Source organism: Pectinatus haikarae, assembly GCF_050916305.1.
Classification (GTDB): domain Bacteria; phylum Bacillota; class Negativicutes; order Selenomonadales; family Selenomonadaceae; genus Pectinatus; species Pectinatus haikarae.
On sequence record NZ_CP116940.1, the window covers coordinates 3,003,726 to 3,025,411 of the forward strand.

Genomic DNA, 21,686 nt, shown 5'->3' on the forward strand with positions numbered 1-21,686 from the left:
GTACTAGTACAGTTCTATTTTAATAAATTTCCAAAATTTGTCAATAAGGAGCTAAAATTTTATGGAATCAAGATATCAATTAAACAAAGATCTTGCTCAAATGCTTAAAGGCGGCGTAATCATGGATGTCACCAACGTGGAACAGGCCCAGACGGCGGAAGAAGCAGGTGCCGTTGCTGTTATGGCGCTTGAACGGGTCCCTGCTGATATCAGACGCGAAGGCGGTGTCGCACGCATGTCCGATCCGAAAATGATCCGTGAAATAAAAGAAACTGTATCCATACCAGTTATGGCAAAAGCACGGATAGGTCATTTTGTTGAAGCGCAGATATTGGAAGCCGTGGGAATAGATTATATAGATGAATCTGAAGTTCTCACACCTGCGGACAATACAAATCATATTGATAAAGCTTCTTTTAAAATCCCCTTTGTATGCGGGGCAAGAAATTTGGGAGAAGCCCTGCGGCGCATAGGTGAAGGGGCTTCAATGATAAGAACGAAAGGAGAAGCCGGCACTGGCAATGTGGTAGAAGCAGTAACACATATGCGTACTATGTTGAATGATATACGCCGTGTCAAACTGGCCTCCCCAATGGAGCTTATGAGTATAGCTAAAGACTTTGGCGCACCAATCGATCTCATCAAATACGTTCACGATAATGGTTCTCTGCCTGTGGTAAATTTTGCAGCCGGCGGCATTGCAACCCCTGCCGATGCAGCATTGATGATGCAGCTTGGGGTCGACGGTGTTTTTGTGGGATCCGGTATATTTAAGTCAGGAAATCCCATGAAAAGAGCAAGAGCGATTGTAGAAGCTGTCACATACTATAATGACCCGCAGAGACTGGCAAAAATTTCCGAAGACCTTGGACCGGCTATGGTGGGAATTAATATCGAATCAATTGACGAAAAGGAAAAATTTGCTGACAGAGGTTGGTAATAATGAAAAAAATAGGTGTTTTGGCTATGCAGGGAGCTGTCGATGAACATCTGAAAAAATTAAAAGCAGTTGGTGCAGCGGGCCGCAAGATACGAAGTGAAGATGAACTTGATCAAATTGACGGTATTATCATTCCCGGAGGTGAATCCACAGCTATAGGAAAATTGCTGGAAGCATTTGGCCTAATGGAGCCATTACATAAGAAAATAGATGCTGGTATGCCGGTGTGGGGAACATGCGCAGGTATGATCTTATTAGCTAAACATATCTGTGATCAGAAAAAAACCTATCTTAACGCTATGGACATACTTGTCCGCCGCAACGCTTACGGCGGACAGCTGGACAGCTTTACCGCAATGCAGCGTGTCAAACATGTATCGGCAAATGAAATACCTATGGTATTTATTCGTGCACCATATATCGACAAGGCAGATAAAGGAGTGGAAATCCTGGCAGAAACACGCGGACATATTATAGCAGCGAAACAAAAAAATATGCTGGCCACTTCTTTTCACCCTGAACTGACCGCAGATAACAGTTTTCATAAATATTTTGTTGAATTATGTTGATCGGATATACTTTTTCTTAAGAATTTTTATACAAAAAGAGCAGGGCATTTGCCCTGCTCTAAAAGTTGTGCTGTATTTCCTTAAATTGTTTTACTAATATAATAGCCAGTATATTGTCTGCGTTATTATATAAAAATATATACAAAAAACCAGATTCTCTATTGAAAATCTGGCTGCACATTCTATGGCAGGGGCAGAAGGACTTGAACCCTCAACCAATGGTTTTGGAGACCACTACTCTACCAATTGAGCTATACCCCTATGGGGTGACTAGTGGGGATCGAACCCACGCAATAACGGAGCCACAATCCGCCGTGTTGACCGCTTCACCATAGCCACCATATTAATAGAAAAAGCAATATCAGGTTATCAAAATGACAACCTGATATAAACTGAACCGGCAGCAACCTAATCTCCCAGGGGGCTGCCCCCCAAGTACCTTCGGCCTGTGGATGCTTAACTACTGTGTTCGGAATGGGAACAGGTGGATCCATCCAGGTATCGCCACCAGATGCTTCAGATCTTACTGCTTTAGCAGTCTAGAGATGAAGTACGCAAAGTGAGCATCGCGAACGACGCGTTTCCTTGCCCTTCTTAGTGCTTCAGCACTTAGAAATAAAGTACGCAGAGTGAGTCTACGAACGCCATGTTTCCTTAGACGTTCTTTTCTGCACCTTAGTGCTCATATATAAAGTAAACCAGGAACTAATCTGCTGCTTTCCCTTTACCTATATACTTTTATGAGTGATCTTGCACACTCAAAACTTCACAGAAGAAATCAGGACCAAACATTTATAGATGAAATTAAGTTAAGCTCTCGGCTTATTAGTACCAGTCCGCTTCGTATGTCACCATACTTCTACTCCCGGCCTATCTACCTCGTCATCTTCAAGGTGCCTTCCAAGCCTTACGGCTCTGGGAAACCTCATCTTAAGGCAGGTTTCACGCTTAGATGCTTTCAGCGTTTATCCTTTCCGAACGTAGCTACCCAACTGTACCCCTGGCGGGATAATTGGTACACCATTGGTTCGTCCACTCCGGTCCTCTCGTACTAGGAGCAGCCCCCTTCAAGTTTCTTTCGCCCGCGATGGATATGGACCGAACTGTCTCACGACGTTCTGAACCCAGCTCACGTACCACTTTAATGGGCGAACAGCCCAACCCTTGGGACCTGCTTCAGCCCCAGGATGTGATGAGCCGACATCGAGGTGCCAAACCTCCCCGTCGATATGGACTCTTGGGAGAGATTAGCCTGTTATCCCCAGGGTAGCTTTTATCCGTTGAGCGATGGCCCTTCCACGCGGTACCACCGGATCACTAAGCCCTGCTTTCGCACCTGCTCGACTTGTTGGTCTCGCAGTCAAGCTCCCTTCTGCCTTTGCACTCTTTGCGCGATTTCTGGCCGCGCTGAGGGAACCTTTGGGCGCCTCCGTTACTCTTTCGGAGGCGACCGCCCCAGTCAAACTGCCCGCCTGGTACTGTCTTGAAGATCGTTACTCTTTCAGTTAGATGCCCGTTAAATAAAGGGTGGTATCCCAACAATGACTCCTCACTGACTTGCGCCAATGTATCTAAGTCTCCCACCTATCCTGTACGTTATTTACCGAATATCAATGCCAGGTTACAGTAAAGCTCCATGGGGTCTTTCTGTCCAGTCGCGGGTAACCTGCATCTTCACAGGTATTTCAATTTCACCGGGTCCCTCGTTGAGACAGTGCCCAAGTCGTTACACCTTTCGTGCGGGTCGGAACTTACCCGACAAGGAATTTCGCTACCTTAGGACCGTTATAGTTACGGCCGCCGTTTACCGGGGCTTCAATTCGGGGCTTCGGATTGCTCCTGACTCCTCTTCTTAACCTTCCGGCACCGGGCAGGTGTCAGCACCTATACGTCAGATTTCTCTTTCGCAGGCACCTGTGTTTGTGCTAAACAGTCGCTTGGGCCTCTCTTGTGCCACCGCCTTCAGCTCCACCCGTTCGGGTTTCACCGTCTGCGGCTATCCTTTTCCCGAAGTTACGGATATATTTTGCCGAGTTCCTTAACGAGGGTTGTCCCGCGCACCTTAGGATTCTCTCCGCGCCTACCTGTGTCGGTTTTGGTACGGGCACTTCTTCTCTCACTAGAAGCTTTTCTCGACAGCGTAGCTCGTTTGAATTCGGTTCCTCCGTAGATTCACCTATCTATCACTTCTCAGCCTTCTCACATGGCGGATTTGCCTGCCATGCAGCCTACCGGCTTCGACGCGCTCTTCCATTCGCGCGCTCAAACTGCTTTCTGTGTCACTCCTTCGTTCAATCGATCCGAAGTGGTACAGGAATTTTTGCCTGTTGTCCATCGCCTATGCTTTGTGCCTCGGCTTAGGTCCCGACTTACCCTGGGACGACGAGCGTTGCCCAGGAATCCTTAGGCTTTCGGTGGAACAGATTCTCACTGTTCTTTTCGTTACTCATACCGGCATTCTCTCTGCTGTACGCTCCAATGCTCCTTACGGTACATCTTCAGTCGCATACAGTATGCTCCCCTACCCAGTATATATTTCTATATCCTGCCACGGCTTCGGTTCTGTGCTTGAGCCCCGGTCATCTTCGGCGCAGAGCCTCTCGACCAGTGAGCTATTACGCACTCTTTTAATGGTGGCTGCTTCTGAGCCAACATCCTGGTTGTTTATGAAGTCCTACATCCTTTTCCACTTAGCACAGCATTTGGGACCTTAGCCGGTGATCTGGGCTGTTTCCCTTTCGACTACGGGTCTTATCACTCGCAGTCTGACTCCCAAGTATTTTATTACAGCCATTCGTAGTTTGACTAGGGTCGGTAGGCTTTACGCCCCCTTGCCTGATCAGTGCTCTACCGTCTGTAATCTTCCCTTGAGGCTAGCCCTAAAGCTATTTCGGGGAGTACCAGCTATCTCCGCGTTCGATTGGCATTTCACCCCTATGCACACCTCATCCCAAAGTTTTTCAACACTCACGGGTTCGGTCCTCCACGCATTTTTACCTGCGCTTCAACCTGGACATGCATAGATCACTGCGGTTTCGGGTCTACACCATATTACTTAACGCCCTATTAAGACTCGCTTTCGCTTCGGCTCCGTGTCTTCCACTTAACCTCGCAATATAATGTAACTCGCCGGTTCATTCTTCAATAGGCACGCCGTCGCTCTCTTACGGAGCTTCGACTGCTTGTAGACATACGGTTTCAGGTTCTATTTCACTCCCCTTCCGGGGTTCTTTTCACCTTTCCCTCACGGTACTATGCGCTATCGGTCGCCAGTTAGTGTTTTGCCTTGGAGGGTGGTCCCCCCAGCTTCTCGCAAGGTTTCTCGTGCCCCGCGATACTCTGGATCCCGGCCCTTAAGTTCCGCTTTTCGCCTACGGGGGTTTTACCTCCTATGCCTGACCTTTCCAAGTCATTCGGCTAAACGTTCCTTAATTTCTGCCGGTCCTCAACCCCGTATCACCGAAGTGTTACGGTTTGGGCATCTGCCCATTTCGCTCGCCGCTACTTTGGGTATCTCGTTTGATTTCTCTTCCTCCGGGTACTTAGATGTTTCAGTTCCCCGGGTTTACCTTCCTTTCGGATGTCAGAACTTCTTCTGACGGGTTGCCCCATTCGGATATGTACGGATCACTAGATGCTTGCTCTTCCCCGTACCTTTTCGCAGCTTACCGCGTCCTTCGTCGGCTCCTGGCGCCAAGGCATCCACCGTATGCCCTTATTCGCTTAACTTCGTCAAACCTGCCATTAATACCATCCTGCTTCGTCAGTGCTTTGCTTTACTCATCAGCATATATAATACGCTTTTTTCATTCAGCTTTGCCCTTCCTTGCATTATGATGTTTCTTGCAGCTTTGCCGTTACATTCTAAGATTACTCTTAAAATGTCACCTTTTAGCTTAAGTTCATATGTTTCGTCTTAGCTTTTGTTTTTAGTTTCCTAATTGTGCTTGGTCCAACTATTCCCCGCCATTCTCTAGAAAATGTTTTTTCACAAGTTTGGCATTGGTGATAATTGTTCTTTGCTTTCTTCTGTGTAGTTTTCAATGTGCAATATTTGGTGGGCCTAAGTAGACTTGAACTACTGACCTCACGCTTATCAGGCGTGCGCTCTAACCAGCTGAGCTATAGGCCCTTCTCTTCTGGTGGAGACGAGGAGAGTTGAACTCCTGACCCCCTGCTTGCAAGGCAGGTGCTCTCCCATCTGAGCTACGCCCCCATTAGTTCATTCTTATTATAGAGGGAGAAACCCTCAAAACTAAACAATACATTAAACTTTTCATACACGTTTTCCGGATGTACTCGACAGATTTTATAAAAAATCCTTAGAAAGGAGGTGATCCAGCCGCACCTTCCGATACGGCTACCTTGTTACGACTTCACCCCAATCATCGCCCCCACCTTAGACGGTCGGTTCCATAAGGCCCTTAGCCGGCTTCGGGTGTGAATGACTTTCGTGGTGTGACGGGCGGTGTGTACAAGGCCCGGGAACGTATTCACCGCAGTATGCTGACCTGCGATTACTAGCGATTCCGACTTCATGCAGGCGAGTTGCAGCCTGCAATCCGAACTGGGGGATATTTTTTGGGTTCCGCTCCGGATCGCTCCTTTGCTTCCCTCTGTGTATCCCATTGTAGTACGTGTGTAGCCCAGGACGTAAGGGGCATGATGACTTGACGTCATCCCCGCCTTCCTCCGCGTTGTCCGCGGCAGTCTCATTTGAGTTCCCACCGTTACGTGCTGGCAACAAATGATAGGGGTTGCGCTCGTTGCGGGACTTAACCCAACATCTCACGACACGAGCTGACGACAGCCATGCACCACCTGTTTTCTTGTCCTCCGAAGAGGAAGCATCCATCTCTGAATGCGTCAATCAATGTCAAGCCCTGGTAAGGTTCTTCGCGTTGCGTCGAATTAAACCACATACTCCACCGCTTGTGCGGGCCCCCGTCAATTCCTTTGAGTTTCAGCCTTGCGGCCGTACTCCCCAGGCGGGATACTTATTGCGTTAACTCCGGCACAGGGGGGGTCGATACCCCCTACACCTAGTATCCATCGTTTACGGCCAGGACTACCGGGGTATCTAATCCCGTTCGCTACCCTGGCTTTCGAGCCTCAGCGTCAGTTACAGTCCAGAAAGCCGCCTTCGCCACTGGTGTTCTTCCCAATATCTACGCATTTCACCGCTACACTGGGAATTCCGCTTTCCTCTCCTGCACTCAAGACATTCAGTTCGGACCCCATCACGGGGTTGAGCCCCGCACTTTTAAGATCCGCTTAAATGTCCGCCTGCGCTCCCTTTACGCCCAATGATTCCGGACAACGCTTGCCGCCTACGTATTACCGCGGCTGCTGGCACGTAGTTAGCCGTGGCTTTCTAACAGGGTACCGTCATTCATTAGTGGTATTAGCACTAATGCCATTCGTCCCCTGCAACAGAACTTTACGATCCGAAGACCTTCCTCGTTCACGCGGCGTTGCTCCGTCAGGCTTTCGCCCATTGCGGAAGATTCCCCACTGCTGCCTCCCGTAGGAGTCTGGGCCGTGTCTCAGTCCCAATGTGGCCGTCCATCCTCTCAGACCGGCTACTGATCGTTGCCTTGGTGCGCCATTACCGTCACCAACTAGCTAATCAGACGCAGGCCCATCTCCAAGTAACAGCTAAAAGCCGCCTTTGGTAAAAGTACCATGCAGTACTCTTACAACATTCGGTATTAGCACCCCTTTCGGGATGTTGTCCCCATCTTGAAGGTAGGTTGCCTACGCGTTACTCACCCGTTTGCCACTAGACTTTTACCGAAATAAAAGTCCCGTTCGACTTGCATGTGTTAAGCACGCCGCCAGCGTTCGTCCTGAGCCAGGATCAAACTCTCCATTAATTTATTGGAGAGCCAATTTGGCTCTTTCATTTTGTTTTAAAAGAAATTGTTTCAGGTTTATATTTAAACCGCACATCCGGTATGTTTGAAAACATTATGATGTATTGTTTAGTTTTCAAGGTGCCTGCCTCAACGAGTCAGCTTATATATATTATCACAGGCGTTTTCGTTTGTCAAGAACTTTTTTTCAAATCTTATTGATTTGTTTCCGAGTCCCTGCCGCTCTCTTGAGCGCAGAAATTATTATATCTAATCTCACATTCTTTGTCAATCCTTTTTCTGATCTTTTTTTCAGATTTTTCCTTTTTGCTCTTTTTCTGCTCCCTTTCTTCCTGCCGCACACCTTTCTTATTGTGCCTGTTCTCCCTTATATTACAGGCTTTTCCATGATTTCCAGCAAATAATACACTATTATATCAAATTTTATAATATCACTTTACCGTATTGTTTTTTATAAAAGCAGGAGCAGAAGGATATACCTTCATGCTCCTGCTTTTATTCATAACGAAGTAATAGCTATTCCCGATTCTTTCATGAAACAAGAAATTTTATGAACCCCGCTGCTTACTTCCATATAATTTTCCGGTGTGAGAGACTGCTGTCCGTCAGACAAGGCTTTGGAGGGATCAGGATGAACTTCCATCATTAATCCGTCAGCTCCGGCGGCTGTCGCAGCGAAAGCCATCGGTCTGACCATTCTCCATTTCCCCGTTCCGTGGCTTGGATCTACAATTATCGGCAGATGACTTAAATGTTTTACCGCAGCTACTGCACTCATATCCAAAGTATTCCGAGTATATGTTTCATATGTGCGTATACCACGTTCACACAAAACAACGTCGTTATTTCCCTCTTTCATAATATACTCGGCCGCATTGAGCCATTCTTCCAGTGTGGCTGCCAGTCCTCTTTTAAGCAATACAGGTTTTTTAGCTTGACCCACTTCTTTAAGCAGCCGGAAATTCTGCATGTTCCTGGCTCCCACCTGCAGCATATCCGCATAACGTGACACTGTTTCTACCGCTTCTACTTCAGTAACCTCAGTAACTACTTTCAATCCTGTTTGACTGCGTGCTTCTGCCAAATACTTCAGGCCTTCATCTTTCAACCCCTGGAAAGAATACGGTGATGTGCGCGGTTTATATGCTCCGCCCCGCAGAAATTGTGCACCGCCTGCCTTAACAATTTTTGCTGATTCCAACAGCTGCTCCAATGATTCTACGGCACAAGGTCCGGCCATTATAACAATATTTCCATCGCCAATTTTTACACCATCCACATTTACAATACTGGATTGAGGATGAAATTCTCTGCTGGCCAGCTTATAGCTTTTTGAAATTGCCACGGTATGATCTACACCAGGCAATGCTTCCAGCGAGGAAGAATCTATATTCCTTTTATCACCTATCAATCCTACTATTTTTTGCGCTGAACCTTCCATAATCTTAGCTTTAAGTCCCACATGCTCAATTGCCTTTACCACATTTTGTACTTCTGTATCAGTTGCATCAGGATTCATAATTACTATCATATAATTTACCTCCATTTTTTATTTTCTGCTTTTATTACCGGAAACAGGCCCATATCTTTAAGCCAAAAACATTTCTTTTTTACAGCCGCAATAGCTTTTATCAGTCTTTCCCTGCCATCAAGAGGCACTTCCACTTCAAAAAAGAACATATATCTGCCCAGCTGCATTCTAGTCGGTCTTGATTCTATATGAGTCATATTTATATTATATTTGGCAAATTCTGCCAAAACATCGCACAAACTTCCTGCTTTTGAACCGTCCATCTGACATATGAGCATCGTTTTTTCCGGATCGGTTTTATTGATGCTGCTTGTTGTTTTGCTCAAAAGAATGAAACGCGTAACGTTATCACAATTATCCTGTATGTCCTTATCCAATACAGTCAAATTATATATGTCGGCAGATCTTTTTGACGCTATCGCCGCGGCATTTTTCATTCCCGCTGCCACAACCTCCGCCGCATGTGCTGTACTGGAAACTTCCACCAGTTCCGCCGCAGAATAATTCATTTTTATGTATTTGCGGCATTGCGCCAAAGCCTGAGGATGAGAAATCAATTTAGTTATTTTTTCCCGACTGTCCTTTACCAGCAATTGATTGTGAACGGCCCAAACAAGTTCCATATTTATTTTCAAATCTACATCATGTGCCAAAGTATCAAGTGTTATCCGCACAGAACCTTCTATTGAATTCTCCACAGGGACAAAGCAGCAATCTGCTTCTCCTTCATCGGCAGCAGCTATTGCCTCATATATACTGCGATAAGGCTTCAATACCCAGTTATTGCCCAATAAAGTATTCATATATATCGCGGCCTCTTCACTATGTGTACCATTCGGTCCTAAAAACCCCAATACAGACATTATTCTGCCAACACCTCCTAAAAACAAAAAAGCCCCCACCCGTAAAGGGCGAGGACTACTCACGTTACCACCTTAATTTAGCTAAAAGCTATCTCATGTCAAGTACGGGCCTGCTGACGACCGATACTCCCCCATCATATAACGGCTGGGCTCCGGCATCGCCTACATAAAATTTCAGCGAGCAACTCCCGGGTGAACTTCAGCAACAATCCCTATGCCATGATCCCAGCAGCCATGGCTCTCTGTAATAACAATTACTGCTTACTTTTCCCGTTCTTCATTTTTACACATATACAACTGAAAGTGCTATTATCATAGCATAGATAATTATTTATTGCAAGTATAGGATTGATTTTTCTTACAGGAAAAACATTTGTTTGCATACTGCTGTTTATTCTTCCTTAAGCAAAATAAAAACCCTTTCCTTAAAGGAAAGGGTAAAAAATTTCTATGGTGCCGTTGGTGGGAGTTGAACCCACACACCCGTAAAGGCGGCAGATTTTGAGTCTGCTGCGTCTGCCAATTCCGCCACAACGGCACAGCTATTGTCTTGTGAAACATGTAATATTATATTATTAATATGATGTCCTGTCAAGATATTTTTTTCAATTCTAAACCGACCGGGCAATGATCGCTCCCCAGTATATCGTCATATATATATGCTTCTTTCAGATTATTTTTTAAGAAATCAGATATGAGAAAATAATCTATACGCCATCCGGCATTACGATCACGGGACTTTCGCATATATGACCACCAGCTGTAAATATCTTTTTTATCAGGATACAAATACCTAAAGGTGTCAATAAAACCTGTTTCTAAAAGTTTGCTGAATTTTTCTCGCTCTTCATCTGTAAAACCGGCATTTTTATGATTTGTCCCCGGATTTTTCAAATCGATATCATTATGGGCAACATTCAAATCTCCGCAGACTACGACAGGTTTCTTTTTATTCAAGGCCAGCAGATAGCTGCGGAAATCATCCTCCCATTCCATCCGATAAGGCAACCGGGCCAATTCATTTTTAGAATTTGGTGTATATACCGTTACCAGATAAAACTCCTGCATTTCGAGAGTTATTACTCTTCCTTCCTGATCATGCTTTTCCATATTGATACCATAATAAACATTCAACGGCTTCACCCTGCTGAATACAGCGGTTCCTGAATATCCTTTTTTCTGGGCACTGTTCCAGTACTGCTCATAGCCTTCAAGCTGCAAAGATAATTGTTCTGGCTGCATTTTTGTTTCCTGCAGACAAAAAAAATCAGCATCCAATTTTTTGAATGATTCAATAAATCCCTTATTGACACATGCTCTGAGTCCATTGACGTTCCACGAAACAAATCTCATTTTATAGCACCCGCTTCCCTTATTACCTCTTGCTGAAATTATCCGCAATAGCTGCAAATTCCTGCAAAGACAAAGTTTCACCCCGTCTTTTATCATCAATTTCTGATTCCAATAAGATTTCCCGTATCAATTCCTTCGTCACACCGAGATTGCCAAGAGAATTACTCAGTGTTTTTCTTCTTTGCCCAAAAGCAGCCTTTACCACGCGAAAAAACATTTTTTCATCCACCGGTCTGACAGGACGTTCTTGATAAACATCACACAATATAACAGAAGATTCCACTTCCGGCTTTGGCATAAAGGACTGCGGATCTACATCAAAGCAAATATGCGCACAGCTATAATACTGCACTGCTACAGACAGTGCTCCGTAAATTTTGCTTCCCGGGGCTGCCGTCATACGTTCCGCGACTTCCTTCTGCACCATAGTCACAAGTTTTGTTATCGGCAGCTGTTCCTCCAGCAGATACATAATTATGGGTGTAGTTATATAATACGGCAAATTTGCCGCCACTTTAAATGATCTTCCGCCGGTAAGCGTTCTTATATCCGTCTTCAAAATATCCGCATTTATAACATGAAAATTTTCATAGCCTTCCAATGTATGTTCTAAAATAGTAGGAAGCCTTTTATCAAGTTCTACGGCAAAAACTTCCGCACCTGCTTCGAGAAGGCCTTGTGTTAAGGTACCTATTCCAGGCCCTATTTCAAGAACTACATCATCAGAATTTATTTCAGCTGCATCGACGATCCCGCTGACAACTGCCGGATCTATTAAAAAATTTTGTCCCAATCTTTTATTCATATGCAGCCCAAATCTTTTTAAGATATATTGCGTAACTTCCCGCTTCGCGATTATCGGTTGTTCCATCAATCCACCTCATTATTTTCTATTTTTTTACTGATATCTGTAATTGTATCCATAAATTCTTTTCTCGTTACACCATATGTATTAAGCCTCTGCAAAAATATTTTTGCGTTGGCATATCCCAAGCCCAACACCGCTCCGACTTCCGCTCTTTTCATCGAAGAATTTTTGCCGCCGCTTAACCCATTCTGCAACAAATCCGCTGCCGTAAAAAGAGCTTCTGTCTTAACGCTTTCCGTACGCACCTTTTTCAAAGCATTTCTTATGGATTCCGGTGAAGCCTGTTCCACACCGATATCATTATGGGCCGATGCCTCTTCAACCGGTATAAACGCATGCTTTGCTTTTGGAAATCTTCTGGTCAGCCACTTTCTTATCCGCTCTCCCGCCGAATCAGGATCTGTCAAAATAATTATCCCCCGTTTTTTATATGCGTGGCGAATATTATCGACAGTTCCTCTATTAAGGCCAAAACCGCCCGTAATGATACAATCCGCTTCTACAGCTTTATTTACAGCGACAACATCCATCTTACCTTCGACTATCAATACTTCTTTTATCATTATTCTCTCCTGTCTATTAGATTATAATATATTTTCCGATAATATCCTAAAAAAAGCAATTATTAAATGAAAATAAAAAGAAAAGCCGTGCCAGCGGCACAGCCCTTTACTCAATTTGGCAATATATATATATTTATATTTCGTCGTCCCCAGTTTATAGCTTCCGTGTATGATTCCATGCAAATATCAATCATGTTTCCGGAAAATCCACCTGTATCGGCAGCGACTGCTTCTCCGTATCCCGGAATGTATAATCTGGTCCCCAGCGGTATAACATTGGGATCCACCGCTACCACACCACGTCGTGCCGGCATCCCCGTGGCTGTGTAACCGCTGCCGCTGCCGTCGGTCGGCAGATATGCACTGGCCTGAACGTGTATCATTGCCACATATGGCGGTATCTGTCCATTACTTGCTGCATCTGCAGGAGAATATGTCCCCTTGGCTACTACTTCAGGAACAGATTGCTTTATAACCGACTTCTGTAAAATTTGTTCATCTACCTTTTTTCCACCGTTGTAATATTCCTTAACCATAAACCGATCAATCCCTGAATCACCTTTTTGAATGACTTTCACAGTTCCCACAGGAAGTGTACTATCATCCTGATATACGGTATTGAAGGGTTCGTCTTCATCCCTGAAAACTATTTTATTTGTCAATGGTTCAAGTCGGATAAGCATATTGGGTGTTATTGCCGCATTTTCATTTGGCAAAGTATAAAAGTCTAATAAATTATACCCCATATTTTTCAGCAATGCCTGTACATCAATGGCAGTCGTTTTCATTTTACGGGTATTATCATCAACTTTTATAATCACCGGAACAGCGCGTTGAATTGTTATTGTTGTGCCATCATTAATATTCTTCGTTGACAGCGAATATTCATCAGCCGGATCAAGCTTTATGCCCGCCTGAGATATTATACTGGCAGGATTGTCATTCATGGTATTGACCACAGTTGTTTGTCCGTCAGCAACGATGCGAATATTTTTATTTATCTTAGAAAATCCGGCCACAACCGACATTATTACAACCAATGTCAGACATGCTGCTATTCTGGCGAATTTGGTATGATGTGAAAAAATTTCTTTTACAGTCATTAGTTACCTCCTTTTTTGGGATTATAACATAATATTTACAATTATGTCAAACAAGGAGGTTTTTTTGTAAAATACAGCATTGTTTGTGAACATTTATCTCTTTTTTTTAATATAAAACGCTAATGTGCGCATTATAAGCGCAACTAAGACAATAATGTGGTGTTTTATCGTTCTAAAAACAATGTTTTTGCATTTGCCGTTGTTATTTGTGCAATATGAGAAAACTCTTCATTTCTAAGCTCTGCCACCTTTTGAGCTGTATATTTCACATATGAAGGTTCATTCCGCTTTCCTCTTTTAGGAACAGGCGCCAAATAAGGTGAATCAGTTTCCAGAAGCAATCTTTCCAGCGGTACAGTTTTTATTATTTCTGGCAATTTGGCTGCATTCTTAAAGGTCAACGGGCCGTCAACACCCAGATACCAGCCCATTTTCAAAAGTTCTTTTGCCATTTCACCGCTGCCTGAATAACAATGAATAACGCCTCTTATACCACGGCCTTCCTTTTTCAGTATATCCACCAGGTCACCGTGTGCATCCCTGTCGTGTATACTGACCGGCAGTCCCAGCTGCCGCGCCAAATCCAGCTGCCTCACAAAAATATTTTTTTGTCTGTCTTTATTATCCGTGCGGAAGTGATAATCGAGACCGATCTCACCAATTGCCAATACTTTTTTATTCTTATCAGCCAGTTCCGCTAATATATAATCATCATTCTTCAGTACTGTATCAGCTTCTTCGGGATGTATGCCGACTGCCGCATAAACAATTTCATACGCAGCCGCCAGAAATACAGCTTTATGGGATGATGCCATATCAGCGCCCATATTTATTATTATTTCAATTTGTTCATCAACGGCGCGTTTGACAACGTCATCTCTGTCGCCGTTGTATTGCTCATCATCAAGATGTGCATGTGTATCGGCTAGCATCATTTTACCTTGCTTCCTGTCGGCATATCGACTTCAACAATCTTTAATTCATTGCCCTTTGATGCAGCCAGAAGCATACCATGTGAAAGCACCCCGCGCAATTTTACAGGTTTGAGATTTGCCACCAGAACAACATGCCTGCCGACAAGATCCTCTGGTGTATAAAACTTAGCGATACCTGAAACAATGGTTCTTTTCTCTCCCTCAAGTTCAACTGTAAGCTGCAGCAGTTTTTCTGTTTTGGGCACCGGCTTTGCTTCAATCACCTCTGCTACTCGCAATTCCACTTTTGAAAAATCGTCTATGGTGATCATTCCCTCACCATCTTGATCTTCATTTTGCACAGTTACATTTTTTTTATTTTCTTTTTTTGTGTCAGCTTCTTTTTCTTCTTCATTTATCTCTATACGGGGGAAAAGCTGTTCAGGTTTATTTACTTTCATACCTTCCTGCAATTTACCCCAATCTGTATCAGAAATAGCACTATCAGCGACCTTTTTCTGCATGTTAAGCTGTTCCCATATTTTTTCGGCTGTATCAGGCATAAAAGGAAAAATAAGGATAGCAGAAATTCGCAGACTTTCCGCCAAATCATACAGTACTCTATTGAGCTCTGCTTTTTTATTCTGATCTTTTGCCAATGCCCACGGCATTGTTTCATCAACATATTTATTTGAACGGCTGATGAACGACCATACTAATTTTATAGCATCCGACAAATGCATGTTGTCCATAAGTTGTTTATACTCGGTAACAGTAGATTTTGCTTCTTGGATCAAATTTTCATCCACCGGGCGTATTGGTGCCGGTGCAGCTATAACTCCATCGTTGAATTTACCGATCATATTCAGTGTACGATGCAGCAGATTGCCCAAATCATTGGCCAAATCCGAGTTGATGCGCCCTATGAGAGCATCACGCGAAAAATTACCGTCCTGTCCCAAATTTATTTCCCGCAGCAGAAAATATCTTATGGCATCCGCCCCAAACTCTTCAATCAAGCCTACCGGATCAACCACATTTCCTTTAGACTTGCTCATCTTATCTCCGTCGACAATAAGCCAGCCGTGTCCATAAACCTTCTTCGGCAGAGGCAGGTCAAGAGCCATCAAAATGATCGGCCATATTATTGTATGAAACCGCACGATTTCTTTCCCGACAAGATGCAGGTCTGCCGGCCAAAACTTATCGAATTTTTCTTTATCATCCAGGAAACCGATCGGCGTCAGATAGTTGGACAACGCATCAAACCAAACATATATAACATGCTTATTATCGATCGGCACAGGGATACCCCAGCTGAAAGAAGTACGTGAAATACAAAGATCTTCCAATCCTTGTTTTATAAAATTGATCATTTCATTACGTCGTGATATGGGCTGAATAAAATCTGGATTATCTTCTATATACTTCAATAAACGATCTGCGTATTTTGATATTTTAAAGAAATAGGCTTCCTCGCTGACTTCCTTAACAGGGCGTCCGCAATCAGGACATTTTCCGTCCACCAGCTGGCGCTCCAGCCAAAAGGATTCACACGGTGTACAATAAAGGCCCTTATATTCTCCTTTATAAATATCTCCCTTTTCATAAATGCGTTTAAATATTTCCTGAACGACCTTATGATGACGTTCCTCAGTTGTCCGGATAAAATCATCATTTGATATATTCAAATGCCGCCAGAGATCTTGAAAATCTGCAACGATTTTATTTACATATTCTATCGGCTCCACTCCGGCTTCTTCAGCTTTCTGCTGTATTTTCTGTCCATGCTCATCTGACCCTGTGAGAAAAAAAACATCAAAACCGCTAAGCCTTTTATAACGGGCAATAGAATCTGCAATAGTCGTACAGTATGCATGGCCAATATGCAGTTTTGCACTGGGATAATAAATAGGTGTCGTTATGTAAAATGATTTTTTTTCCAAAGAAATTACCTCCATATTGTTTTAGTATATTATTAAAAATTCAGCTGAATTTAAATTATACTTTATATTAAAAGAAAATACCACCTCTGCCAAAGCTTCATGCTTCTCCGGCTTTTACCACAGCACTATAAACATCTCTGCGGTTCAAATGGAGATCATCGGCCGTTTTTTTTATCGCCGCTTTTTTTGTCAAGCCTTTATTTATCAGCACCGCAACATATTCGGCAGGAGGAATATCATTTATAAGCAGGCTTTCCGATTCACCTGCTCCCTCCACGATCAAAACAAATTCTCCGCGCGGTTCAACAGACAAAAAATATTCGTTTATTTCTTCCAAAGTGCCTCGGATAAACTGCTCAAACTTTTTTGTAAGTTCACGTCCGATCGCAATTTTTCTTTTGCTGCCTAAAATTTCTGCCATTTCCCGCAGAATAGACATCAAACGATGCGGAGTTTCATAAAAAATCAGCGTATCTTTTCGTTCCCTCACCTCTTCCAAAAGCACTCGGCGCCTGGAAGTTTTTTTTGGCAGAAAACCGATAAAAGAAAATTGGACAGTACTGATCCCTGAAGAAATAAGTGCCGACAATCCCGCATTTGCTCCCGGAATCGGCGAGACAATTATTTCTTTTTTTAGTGCAAGTACAACCAAATCACTCCCCGGATCTGCAATGCCGGGCAGCCCCGCATCACTGACCACAGCCATATCGCTGCCTGCGAGAAGTTTTTCTATAAGTTCCGGTCCTTTTATTGCCTTATTATGTTCATGATAGCTAGTCAAAGGCACATGTATATCAAAATGAGTCAACAGTTTGCGGGTATGCCTCGTATCTTCGGCAGCTATCAAATCAACATTTTTTAATATTTTTACCGCCCTGAAAGTCATATCGTCCAGATTGCCGATAGGCGTCCCCACTAAGTATAATGTTCCCTTTTTATTGTCCTCCATATACTCTCCTTATAATAAAAACCACTCGGTAATCGAGTGGTTTTCAGCTTTTTAATTTGATGCATTATCCGATTTCTGCCAGTGTGTGCCGCCTGCAGCATCAGGATAATAATAGCGCAGCAATTCATCTTTATAGCTGCCGTCGTCATTATGCACGACCAAAGGAGTATCTACTTTCAATCCCCCTTTAGCCCCGCCGGCTATACCTTCAATAAGCACCATATTAGGCGTCTTCTCTCTCTTAGGCTGAACAAAACGCAGTTTTTTGGGAATAATACTATTCTTATCCATTTCGACCATTATCTCTGCAAGGCGTTCCGGCAGATGCACCATAGCAAATCTGCCATGAAATTTCAAAGCATATCGTGCAGCCATAACAACATCTTCAAGTGATGCGGTTATTTCGTGTCGGGCCATCGCCACTCCGTCTATTTTATTCACGTCACCATGTGCAATAGGCCTATAGGGTGGATTTGCCACCACAAAATCCGCAGACTGCGCCGGATAAAATTCATGCAGATGCCGATAATCCGCCTGCCTCACCACGATCTTTTTCGCCAAACCATTCATTTCTGCATTGCGTCTGGCAAGATCAGCTGTAACAGCATTGATTTCTATAGCATGCATTTCCCGTACATGTCTTGCCAGCAGCAGAGGAATGACTCCCGTACCTGTGCCCAGATCCAGACCGCTGTCATTTCTCCTCACATGGACAAAATGAGCCAGCAGCACAGCATCCAACGAAAAACAAAATTCTTTTTCATTTTGGATTATTTTCAATCCGTCTGTTAATAAATCATCAATTCGCTCAAAAGGATTCAGTTTCATGTATCTTCTTCATCTTTTTCAATAACATCATCCCACGAAGCAACAATGGTGCGTTTATTATCAAGCAAAATAGTAGCCACGCGTTTTTGTTCGTTGACGGAAATTACTTTTCCTTCTCCGTCAACAGACACTACGCGGCTTCCTCTTTTAGGCGGAGCGATTATATTATTTCTGCAGCATTTTGATTTGCAGCAATACATATCATTTTCGTATTTCAGACAGCACATGAGCCTTCCGCAAATTCCTGATATTTTAGTGGGGTTCAATGACAAATTTTGATCTTTGGCCATACGTATAGAAACCGGTTCAAAATCGCCGAGAAAAGTCGCGCAGCATAGAGGTCTGCCACAATACCCGATACCTCCCGTGATTTTTGCTTCATCCCGTACGCCGATCTGACGAAGCTCAATGCGCGTATGAAAAATAGCGGCCAGATCTTTAACCAGTTCCCTGAAATCGACACGCCCGTCAGCCGTAAAGTAAAAAATAATTTTATTGACATCAAATGTATATTCCACACCTATAAGCTTCATAGGCAGTTCATGTATTTTTATCTTTTCTTCACATAAAACGAATGCTTCTTTTTCTTTTTCTCTGTTTTCCTTTACTTTTTCCAGATCTTCCTTTGTGGCTTTACGCAAAATAGTTTTCAACGGCTGAACTATCTCACTTTCCGGAACATCCCGCGCCGGAATTACTAATGTTCCATATTCAACCCCGCGGGCCGTTTCAACGATCACACCATCATCCGCAATCAACTGATTGCCTCCCGGAGCGAAATAATATATTTTACCCGCTTTTTTGAAGCGAATGCCAACTACTGTTTGCACTAAATAAACTCCTCATTTCAAATAACGTAAATCTATAATAAATTTTTCCGCAATAAGTCTCACATCTGCATTGGTCAATAATCTACGCTGCATTTCCTGGACATATTTGCATGCAGCAAACACAGCTGTTATACCCCAATCTGCCTTTACCTGCATAAGCTCTGCCTTCATATCATTATTATACAGCTTCATACATTCTGCATCGCCGTCAAGAGCTGCCATATCACGCCAGAACAATTGAAGATATAACAGCCATTCTCCAAACTTTTCTCTGCCTGATGCTGCCAGCTTGTCTGCGAGTGTCCAGATGTCTTCATCAGTAAAGGAAAAAATTGTTTTAAGAAAATCAAATGCTGCCAAACGATTTTCCATGCCGCCATTTTCATAGAGGGCCAATGCCTGTTCCGCACTTCCCCCGGCCAGCTTTGCCAATGCCTCGCTCTTGTCCCGTTTTATATTCTGATCAGCCATTATATCACTGATCAATGTATCAGATAACGGGGAAAAATATATTTTCATACAGCGTGACAAAACAGTAGGTAATATTTTTTTCTCATTATCAGCAGTTAATATAAAGAAAATATTGCCCACAGGTTCTTCTAATGTTTTTAGAAGACAGTTAGCAGCATTCTCGTTCATTCTATCCGCATTTCTGATCAAAACTACGCGTTTATCCGCCAAATAGGCGGACAGAGAAATTTCTTTCTGCAATTGGCGGATTTGCTCAATTTTTATCATCTGTACTGTTTTGCCTTCAGGCTCCAAAACAAAAAAATCAGGATGAACATTATTTTGTAAAGCCATGCAGGAGGGACAATGTCTGCATGGACCATCTTTTTTTTCGCACAGCAATGCCGAAGCAAAAGCCATCCCCATGAGAAACTTTCCCACTCCAGCCATGCCGGAAAATAACATGGCATGGGGCAGTCTGTCCTCAGCAACCATTATTTTGAGACTGTCCGCTATCTGACTATGCCCTTTTATATCCTGCCAATGAACTATCATAAATCTACATATAAAGGTCAACAAGCATCCCGCGTATAGCATCATGTTTTGAAGCTATACTGAGCGCACTGACCTGCCCCAATCGTATTTCCTCTGCCATTGCTTCCAGATTACTGTCAATTTTGCGCACAGTGGTATAGACCTTCTGCCTGCCCATCCTGTCCCATCCGGCCTGGGACTGCCTCGAGTACATATGTGTCACAGCTTCACCTATAAACTGCTTGACCAGATCACGATAAGAGCTGAGTTCTTCAAACGTTGGGGTCTGCGTCAGCTTGGCTCCCTGTTCCGAAACCTGTTCCAAAAGTTTTTTGAGCTGTTCCATTGATAAATCCTGCTGATTCTGGTCAAGTTCCGCAGAAAAATCATTTACCTGCCCTTTTACTTGGACGTCACGGCTATTCCCGGTGCTATGAAAAAGCTGCTGTTGCTTGGTGTTGAGTGATTCTATTTTCATCATGTTATACACCCTGCTTCTCATTACATTAACATTAACTCAATCGGTATCGTCCAACAGACAACACCGCTAATCTATTTTATGCTTATTATTATAAATTATAATTGTTTTTATAACATTTGGCAATTCATACCGGACATAAAAAAATAATGTTGAAATAAGTTATATTTTACTTATTTCAACATCTGCCAGTCAATACAATAAGTTTTAACAAATCCTTTATTTCCGAATAAAATATTAGTCAAATTCCTTGATTGATTCAGCCGCGTGTCTTCCCTCCAGCAATATTATAAGTAACCCCGTGAATATAACTTGCCCGTTCACTGCTCAAATAACATACCAAATCAGCCACTTCATCTAATCGACCGCATCTGCCCATGGGAGTTGTTGATGCTCGGTTATATCCATCACGTAACTGTGCAACTGTAATGCCACGGGTATATGCCAGGGCAGTTTCGTATTCCAATGTTCTAAGACCAGTAGCCTCTAAAATACCCGGAGCAACAGCAGCTACCCGAATTCCTATATGCCCCAACTCCTTTGCCCATGAACGTGTAAGAGAATTTACAGCATTTTTAGTTGCAGCATAGACACTTTGACCTTCTGAGCCTTCCAGTCCGCTTTCAGATGAAAGATTAATAATTGTTCCTTTTCTGTTTTTGACAAACTCTCGTCCGACTATTTGCGAACAGAAAAAAAGTCCTTTTAAATTTATATTAACAATCTTATCAAATATATTTTCGGTAATTTCGTATATGGAAGAATTTTTTCCTGAATGATAATCAATTAATAATCCAGGAATATTAATACCTGCATTATTGACTAAAATATCAATGGAGCCAAATATTTTTTTTGTTGAAAAAACCATCTCCTCTACGCTTTTTTTATTTGTAATATCCATAGTAAAATAGATAAATTGACCGCTATTTTTCTTTATATCAAATTCAGGTTTATTTTTGTTTATATCACACACAACAGTATTAACACCATTGTCTAAATAAGCTTGAGCTATAGCTTTACCAATTCCAGAAGCTCCGCCAGTTATAATGGCAGTCTTGCCTTCTAATTCTAACCATGAAGTCAACGAATCA

The 21,686-nt window shown here is 43.2% G+C and carries 16 protein-coding genes, 5 tRNA genes, 3 rRNA genes and 1 other annotated feature; of the genes, 2 read left to right on the top strand and 22 right to left on the bottom strand.

Going from position 1 to position 21,686, the window contains the following annotated elements; translation table 11 throughout:
- Positions 1–61: 61 nt before the first annotated feature.
- Positions 62–940, top strand: coding sequence for a pyridoxal 5'-phosphate synthase lyase subunit PdxS (gene pdxS, locus NXG61_RS14450; protein ID WP_307224453.1), 879 nt, complete (start codon positions 62–64; stop codon positions 938–940).
- 2 nt (positions 941–942) lie between these two features.
- Positions 943–1,509 (top strand): pyridoxal 5'-phosphate synthase glutaminase subunit PdxT, encoded by a 567-nt coding sequence (gene pdxT, locus NXG61_RS14455; RefSeq protein WP_196605641.1) that lies wholly within the window; start codon positions 943–945, stop codon positions 1,507–1,509.
- Positions 1,510–1,694: 185 nt separating this feature from the next.
- On the opposite strand, the gene NXG61_RS14460 is transcribed toward pdxT, so the two are convergent.
- The 22 genes from NXG61_RS14460 to NXG61_RS14565 form a co-directional block, all read right to left on the bottom strand.
- Positions 1,695–1,770: transfer RNA gene (locus NXG61_RS14460), tRNA-Trp, on the bottom strand.
- A 1-nt stretch (position 1,771) separates the two neighbouring features.
- A tRNA-His gene (locus NXG61_RS14465) sits at positions 1,772–1,848 on the bottom strand.
- Positions 1,849–1,904: 56 nt separating this feature from the next.
- A 5S ribosomal RNA gene (rrf, locus tag NXG61_RS14470) occupies positions 1,905–2,021 on the bottom strand.
- Between the two features lie 293 nt (positions 2,022–2,314).
- Positions 2,315–5,238: ribosomal RNA gene (locus NXG61_RS14475) — 23S ribosomal RNA — on the bottom strand.
- A 326-nt stretch (positions 5,239–5,564) separates the two neighbouring features.
- Positions 5,565–5,641, bottom strand: a tRNA-Ile gene (locus NXG61_RS14480).
- A gap of 8 nt (positions 5,642–5,649) precedes the next feature.
- Positions 5,650–5,725 (bottom strand) — tRNA-Ala (locus tag NXG61_RS14485).
- Between the two features lie 110 nt (positions 5,726–5,835).
- Positions 5,836–7,385 (bottom strand): 16S ribosomal RNA (locus NXG61_RS14490).
- Together the 16S, 23S and 5S rRNA genes with 4 tRNA genes alongside form the textbook arrangement of a ribosomal RNA operon.
- Before the next feature lie 499 nt (positions 7,386–7,884).
- Positions 7,885–8,916: a 3-deoxy-7-phosphoheptulonate synthase gene (gene aroF / locus NXG61_RS14495; protein WP_196605642.1), complete on the bottom strand. Its 1,032-nt coding sequence runs from the start codon at positions 8,914–8,916 to the stop codon at positions 7,885–7,887.
- Between the two features lie 5 nt (positions 8,917–8,921).
- Positions 8,922–9,806 (bottom strand): prephenate dehydratase, encoded by an 885-nt coding sequence (pheA, locus tag NXG61_RS14500; protein WP_307225132.1) that lies wholly within the window; start codon positions 9,804–9,806, stop codon positions 8,922–8,924.
- A 14-nt stretch (positions 9,807–9,820) separates the two neighbouring features.
- Positions 9,821–10,066: a binding site (T-box leader), on the bottom strand.
- A gap of 164 nt (positions 10,067–10,230) precedes the next feature.
- Positions 10,231–10,317: transfer RNA gene (locus NXG61_RS14505), tRNA-Leu, on the bottom strand.
- A gap of 53 nt (positions 10,318–10,370) precedes the next feature.
- Positions 10,371–11,132, bottom strand: a complete 762-nt coding sequence (locus NXG61_RS14510; RefSeq protein ID WP_307225130.1) for an exodeoxyribonuclease III — start codon at positions 11,130–11,132, stop codon at positions 10,371–10,373.
- Between the two features lie 22 nt (positions 11,133–11,154).
- Positions 11,155–12,003: a 16S rRNA (adenine(1518)-N(6)/adenine(1519)-N(6))-dimethyltransferase RsmA gene (gene rsmA / locus NXG61_RS14515; RefSeq protein WP_196605644.1), complete on the bottom strand. Its 849-nt coding sequence runs from the start codon at positions 12,001–12,003 to the stop codon at positions 11,155–11,157.
- The gene (rnmV, locus tag NXG61_RS14520; protein WP_196605645.1) at positions 12,003–12,563 is read right to left on the bottom strand and encodes a ribonuclease M5; all 561 of its coding nucleotides are present in this window, start codon (positions 12,561–12,563) and stop codon (positions 12,003–12,005) included. Before rnmV ends, rsmA begins: the two co-directional genes overlap by 1 nt.
- A 110-nt stretch (positions 12,564–12,673) precedes the next feature.
- Positions 12,674–13,666, bottom strand: a complete 993-nt coding sequence (locus tag NXG61_RS14525; protein WP_307225128.1) for a G5 domain-containing protein — start codon at positions 13,664–13,666, stop codon at positions 12,674–12,676.
- A 164-nt stretch (positions 13,667–13,830) separates the two neighbouring features.
- On the bottom strand, positions 13,831–14,598 hold the full coding sequence (locus NXG61_RS14530; RefSeq protein ID WP_307225138.1) for a TatD family hydrolase: 768 nt from the start codon (positions 14,596–14,598) through the stop codon (positions 13,831–13,833).
- On the bottom strand, positions 14,598–16,526 hold the full coding sequence (gene metG, locus NXG61_RS14535) for a methionine--tRNA ligase (RefSeq protein ID WP_196605647.1): 1,929 nt from the start codon (positions 16,524–16,526) through the stop codon (positions 14,598–14,600). The genes NXG61_RS14530 and metG overlap by 1 nt, the downstream gene beginning before the upstream one ends.
- A gap of 97 nt (positions 16,527–16,623) precedes the next feature.
- Complete coding sequence (gene rsmI / locus NXG61_RS14540) at positions 16,624–17,475, bottom strand: 16S rRNA (cytidine(1402)-2'-O)-methyltransferase (protein ID WP_307225126.1); 852 nt, start codon at positions 17,473–17,475, stop codon at positions 16,624–16,626.
- Positions 17,476–17,526: 51 nt separating this feature from the next.
- Positions 17,527–18,303 (bottom strand): tRNA1(Val) (adenine(37)-N6)-methyltransferase, encoded by a 777-nt coding sequence (locus NXG61_RS14545; RefSeq protein WP_307225124.1) that lies wholly within the window; start codon positions 18,301–18,303, stop codon positions 17,527–17,529.
- Positions 18,300–19,133: a PSP1 domain-containing protein gene (locus NXG61_RS14550; protein ID WP_196605650.1), complete on the bottom strand. Its 834-nt coding sequence runs from the start codon at positions 19,131–19,133 to the stop codon at positions 18,300–18,302. Before NXG61_RS14550 ends, NXG61_RS14545 begins: the two co-directional genes overlap by 4 nt.
- Before the next feature lie 12 nt (positions 19,134–19,145).
- Positions 19,146–20,159, bottom strand: a complete 1,014-nt coding sequence (gene holB / locus NXG61_RS14555) for a DNA polymerase III subunit delta' (protein ID WP_432748949.1) — start codon at positions 20,157–20,159, stop codon at positions 19,146–19,148.
- On the bottom strand, positions 20,143–20,595 hold the full coding sequence (locus NXG61_RS14560) for a YaaR family protein (RefSeq protein WP_370871695.1): 453 nt from the start codon (positions 20,593–20,595) through the stop codon (positions 20,143–20,145). Before NXG61_RS14560 ends, holB begins: the two co-directional genes overlap by 17 nt.
- 259 nt (positions 20,596–20,854) lie before the next feature.
- Positions 20,855–21,679 carry an SDR family oxidoreductase gene (locus tag NXG61_RS14565; protein WP_196605652.1) on the bottom strand — a complete coding sequence of 275 codons (825 nt, stop codon included), beginning with the start codon at positions 21,677–21,679 and terminating at the stop codon, positions 20,855–20,857.
- Positions 21,680–21,686: the final 7 nt, after the last annotated feature.